The sequence below is a fragment of the Rhodoferax sp. genome (genome assembly GCF_014859475.1).
Classification (GTDB): Bacteria; Pseudomonadota; Gammaproteobacteria; order Burkholderiales; family Burkholderiaceae_C; genus Rhodoferax.
On record NZ_JACUUE010000168.1, the window covers coordinates 1 to 5,304 of the forward strand.

5 protein-coding genes are annotated in these 5,304 nt (G+C 60.9%); 1 reads left to right on the forward strand and 4 read right to left on the reverse strand.

Annotated elements, in window-relative coordinates; translation table 11 throughout:
• Window positions 1–100: 100 nt before the first annotated feature.
• From dapA to IBX54_RS12020, 4 genes are read right to left on the reverse strand one after another with little or no spacing between them, the layout of a single operon-like run.
• On the reverse strand, window positions 101–994 hold the full coding sequence (gene dapA / locus IBX54_RS12005) for a 4-hydroxy-tetrahydrodipicolinate synthase (RefSeq protein WP_296542888.1): 894 nt from the start codon (window positions 992–994) through the stop codon (window positions 101–103).
• A gap of 28 nt (window positions 995–1,022) precedes the next feature.
• The gene (locus IBX54_RS12010) at window positions 1,023–1,610 is read right to left on the reverse strand and encodes a bifunctional 2-polyprenyl-6-hydroxyphenol methylase/3-demethylubiquinol 3-O-methyltransferase UbiG (RefSeq protein ID WP_296542890.1); all 588 of its coding nucleotides are present in this window, start codon (window positions 1,608–1,610) and stop codon (window positions 1,023–1,025) included.
• A complete protein-coding gene (locus IBX54_RS12015) occupies window positions 1,610–1,771 on the reverse strand; it encodes a hypothetical protein (RefSeq protein ID WP_296542891.1) in 162 nt (53 codons plus the stop codon). The genes IBX54_RS12010 and IBX54_RS12015 overlap by 1 nt, the downstream gene beginning before the upstream one ends.
• Window positions 1,740–2,960: an MFS transporter gene (locus tag IBX54_RS12020; RefSeq protein WP_296542892.1), complete on the reverse strand. Its 1,221-nt coding sequence runs from the start codon at window positions 2,958–2,960 to the stop codon at window positions 1,740–1,742. Before IBX54_RS12020 ends, IBX54_RS12015 begins: the two co-directional genes overlap by 32 nt.
• A gap of 110 nt (window positions 2,961–3,070) precedes the next feature.
• Here IBX54_RS12020 and IBX54_RS12025 point away from each other — a divergent pair, with 110 nt between their 5' ends.
• Complete coding sequence (locus IBX54_RS12025; protein WP_296542893.1) at window positions 3,071–5,041, forward strand: DNA topoisomerase IV subunit B; 1,971 nt, start codon at window positions 3,071–3,073, stop codon at window positions 5,039–5,041.
• The last annotated feature ends 263 nt before the right edge of the window (window positions 5,042–5,304 follow it).

A 5,304-nucleotide genomic window follows, 5' to 3' on the forward strand; every position in this document is an offset into this window, starting at 1 on the left:
CAGGGTCAGGCCAAGCAGGGCGAGTCTGGAAATAGGGTTCACAAAAAATCCTTCAGGTGAGATATCGGGGCGGCAAATGAAAAACGGTGCTGATATTGCGTTAAAGCAGGCCAACTTCGCGCAAGGCGGCCTCCACCACCGGCGCGTTGGCCGGGGTCAGCTCGGTCATGGGCAAGCGCAGCGTACCGCCGCACAAATTCATGCGCGCCACTGCCCATTTCACGGGAATCGGGTTGGCTTCGATAAACAGGTTTTTATGCAGCGGCATCAGCTTGAATTGAATTTCCATGGCGCGTTTGACATCGCCGGCCAGGGCGGCCACGCACAGTTCGTGCATCAGGCGCGGCGCCACATTGGCCGTGACGCTGATGTTGCCGTGACCACCGCACAGCATCAGTGCCACGGCGGTGGGGTCGTCGCCAGAAAAAATGGCAAAGTTTTTCGGTGCCTGACGAATCAGCCATTGGGCGCGGTCGATGTTGCCGGTGGCCTCCTTGATACCCACAATGCCACTCACCTGGGTCAGGCGCAGCACGGTTTCGAGCGCCATGTCGGCCACGGAACGCCCGGGCACGTTGTACAGCACCATGGGCAGCTCGACCGCTTTGGCAATCGACTTGAAGTGCAGGTATTGGCCTTCCTGGGTGGGCTTGTTGTAGTAAGGCACCACCTGCAACTGGCTGTCGGCACCCACTTTTTTGGCAAAGCGGGCCAGTTCGATGGCCTCTGAGGTGCAGTTGGCACCGCAACCGGCCATGATCGGCACGCGCTTGTTGGCTTGCTCCACTGCCACCCGAATGATCTCGCAGTGCTCCTGCACGTTCACGGTGGGTGACTCGCCGGTGGTGCCGACCACGCCAATGCAATCTGTGCCCTCGGCAATGTGCCAGTCGATCAACTTGCGTAAGCCCGGGTAGTCCACGCTGCCATCAGGGTGCATGGGCGTGACCAGGGCGACGATGCTGCCGGTGAGGAAAGGCTTTGAGTTAGGCATTTTGTCCTGCGTGTAATGGTTTAACCGCTCATTTTAGCGAGAGTGGGTAGCGCACCGGCTGCACGTGAGCCGGGGCGGGCGCTGCGGCAGTGGGCGGCGGCCCGACGGCGGCAATGCGCTGTACGAAGCGAGGCGGCTTGGGCAGAAAGCCATCTTCAAACGCCACAATGCGCAGGCCTTGGCACAGCTGCAGCAATTCGCCGGTACGCAGCAAAAAGTCGGGGCTGGCGGGTTTGCCCACGGTTTCATTGCCCAGCGCAAAGGTTTCGTACAGCAGCAAGCCACCCGGCGCCAGGCTTTGCAGCAGCACCGGGAACAGCGGCCGCCACAGGTAGTTGGTGACCAGCACTACGTCGAACTGCCGGGGCAGGTTGTTGTCGAGCAGGGGCCAGTCGCCGCCCTCGATGTCCGCCTGCACCGTCTCGCCGTAGCGACTGGCCTGTGCCAGTGCCGCGGCCGAGCGGTCGATGCCGGTGCAATGGCAGCCTCTGGCACCCAGCCATTGCATGTGGCGCCCAAAGCCGCAGGCCACGTCCAGCACAGTTGCACCGACGGGCATCAAGTGCTGCCAGCGCTGCACCCAGCCAGATGGTTCGTCAAAATTGTGTTGCAGCATCAGAAACATCCCCACACCTGGTTGGCCAGCGTCATGACAAAGTCGGGCCGGGTGTAAAGGGTGAACACCAGGCCAAGCACGACAGCCAAGCTGGCGTAGAGCAGAGTTTTCTGGATCGGCTTCATGGCTTCAAGCCCCTTGAGGCGCAGGCGTGCGCACAATGGCGGCTTCCTTGATGGGCAGGTTCACCAGCGCTGCCAGCACGCCCAGCGCAATCGCGATGTACCAGACGATGTCGTAGCTGCCGGTGCGGTCAAACAAATAACCGCCCAGCCAGACGCCCATGAAGGAGCCGATCTGGTGGCTGAAAAAGACAAACCCGCCGAGCATCGACAAATGCGCCACGCCAAAAATCTGCGCCACGGTGGCGTTGGTCGGCGGCACGGTGGACAGCCACAATAGCCCCATTACCGCAGAGAACACATAGACACTCATGGGCGACAGTGGCACCAGCAAAAAGACACTGATGACAACGGCGCGCGCGAGGTAAATGAAGGCCAGGATGTTCTTTTTCTGCATGCGCTGGCCCAGCACGCCCGCCGCGTAGGTGCCAAACACATTGAACAGCCCGATCAGCGCCAGCGAGATGCTTGCCACGTTCGAGGCCAAGCCCTGGTCTTTCAAATAACTGGGCATGTGCACACCGATGAACACCACCTGGAAGCCGCAGACAAAGTAACCCGCCATCAGCAACTGAAAGCTGCGGTATTGAAACGCTTCGCGCAGCGCCTGCACGATGGACTGCTCGCGAAAATGTCCGGCACCGCCCCTGAAGCCCGGTTCGCGCAAGCCCCAGGCCAGCGGCATGATCAGCAGCGCGGCCAGCGCCAGCGCCACCAGCGCCTCTTGCCAACCCAAAAAGTCAATCAGAAAACCTTCGGTGGGCACCATCAAAAACTGGCCAAACGAGCCCGCCGCCGCTGCCACGCCCATGGCCCAGGAGCGTTTGCTGGCGCTGATGTTGCGGCCAATCACGCCGTAAATGATGGCGTAGGTGGTGCCCGCCTGGGCCATGCCGATCAGCACCCCGGCGCTCAGGGAAAGTTGCAGTGCCGTACTGGCATAAGCCATGCCAAGCAGCCCCAGCGCGTAGAGCAGCGCTGCGCCCACGATCACCCTGAACGCGCCAAAGCGGTCGGCCAGCATGCCGGCAAAAATGCCGGCAACGCCCCAGGTCAGGTTCTGGATGGCCAGCGCAAAGGCAAAGGTTTCGCGGCTCCAGTCGAGGCTTTGCGTCATGGGCTGCAGCCACAGCCCAAAGCCGTGGCGAATGCCCATGGACAGCGTGACGATGGCGGCGCCGCACAGCAGCACCTGGGTCATTGACAGTGTCCTGGAAGTATTTGGCATGCGCGGAATATACCGAATTCTGCTGCGCGCAGATTGGCTTTGAACGGATACATGACAAGGCTGGTTATCCATCCAGTTGTTCGAAGCTCGCCTGATTACAATGCGCCGCTATGGCAAGCAAACCCAATCCCGAATATTCCGAAAACTCGATCCGCGTGCTCAAAGGCCTGGAGCCGGTCAAGCAGCGCCCGGGCATGTACACGCGCACCGACAGCCCGATGCACGTGATTCAGGAAGTGCTTGACAACGCCGCCGACGAAGCGCTCGCCGGGCACGGCAAAAAGATCAAGACCATCGTGCACACCGACGGCTCCATCACCGTGGAAGACGACGGCCGCGGCATCCCGTTTGGCATGCACCCCACCGAGCACGCGCCGGTGATCGAGCTGGTGTTCACCCAGTTGCACGCCGGCGGCAAGTTCGACAAGGGCAAGGGCGGTGCCTACAGCTTTTCCGGCGGTCTGCATGGCGTGGGCGTGAGCGTGACCAATGCGCTGTCGCTGCGCCTGGAAGCCACCACCTACCGTGAAGGCCAGGTGGCGCGCCTGGTGTTTGCCGGTGGCGACGTGATCGAGCCGCTGGTGATCCGACCAGCGGGTGAGGGCGAGCGCAAGAGTGGCACCACGGTGCGGGTCTGGCCCGATGGCAAATACTTCGAGTCGATGGCGCTGCCCATGGCGCATCTGGAGCACCTGCTGCGCAGCAAGGCGGTGCTGATGCCGGGGGTTTCTGTCACTTTGGTGCAAGAAAAATCCAAAGAGACGCAAACCTGGCTGTTCAAGGGAGGCCTGCGCGATTACCTGACGCAAACCCTGACCGGTGAGCCTGTCATTCCGCTGTTTGAAGGCGAAGGTTTTGCCGATGCCAATAACGACAGTTTTGCCGATGGCGAGGGCGCAGCCTGGTGCGTGGCATTTACCGAAGACGGCCAACCGGTGCGCGAGAGTTACGTCAATTTGATACCGACCCCGGCCGGCGGCACGCATGAATCGGGCCTGCGCGATGGCCTTTACACGGCGGTCAAGAGTTTTGTCGAAATGCATTCGCTGCTGCCCAAGGGGGTCAAGCTGCTGCCAGACGATGTCTTTGCCCGCGCCAGTTATGTGCTGTCCACCAAGGTGCTCGACCCGCAGTTTCAGGGCCAGATCAAGGAGCGTCTGAACTCGCGCGATGCGGTGCGCCTGGTATCCAACTTCGTGCGCCCGGCGCTGGAACTGTGGCTGAACCAGAACGTCGAATACGGCAAAAAGCTGGCCGAGATCGCCATCAAGGCCGCGCAAAGCCGCCAAAAGGCCGGTCAGAAGGTTGAAAAACGCAAGGGCTCGGGGGTGGCGGTGTTGCCGGGCAAGCTGACCGACTGCGAGAGCCGCGACATTGCCGAGAACGAGGTTTTTCTGGTCGAAGGTGACTCGGCCGGTGGCAGTGCCAAAATGGGCCGCAACAAGGAAAGCCAGGCCGTGTTGCCCTTGCGCGGCAAGGTGCTCAACACCTGGGAAGTGGACCGCGACCGCCTGTTTGCCAACAACGAAATTCACGACATCGCCGTGGCCATTGGCGTTGACCCGCATGGCCCCGACGACGGCCCCGACCTGAGCGGCCTGCGCTACGGCAAGATTTGCATCCTGAGCGATGCCGACGTCGATGGCTCACACATCCAGGTGCTGCTGTTAACGCTGTTTTTCAAACACTTTCCCAAGCTGATCGACACCGGCCATGTCTTTGTGGCTCGCCCGCCGTTGTTTCGCGTGGATGCGCCTGCGCGCGGCAAAAAGCCGGCGTCCAAGGCCTATGCGCTCGACGAAGGTGAACTCGACGCCATTCTGGACAAGCTGCGCAAAGAGGGCGTGCGCGAAGCCGCCTGGACCATCAGCCGCTTCAAGGGCTTGGGCGAAATGAACGCCGAGCAGTTGTGGGACACCACGCTGAACCCGGACACGCGGCGCTTGTTGCCGGTGCATCTGGGCGGCTTGAGTGTGTTGCAAACCACCGAGCTGATGACCAAGCTGATGGGCAAGGGTGAGGCGGCAGCGCGGCGGGAACTGATGGAGTTGCATGGGGATTCGGTGGAGGTCGATGTTTAGGCATCCGACATTTCCTCTGTCACTCAATTCGTCATTGCGAGGAGCGTAGCGACGTGGCAATCCAGGGCTTTGGGGATTTTTACGGTGTTTTTCTGCGCTGTGACTGGCATGGGTGGCCACCTCATACTGGGGTACCAGAAATCGGTGACCACCCATGCCAGCCACAGCGCCGATAGGTAGAGGCTTGATCAAAGTTTTAAAACCGCAAACCAAAGACCAAGAACTTGACTTTGAGCGGTGTTTGGATTCACCAGGTTGGCACC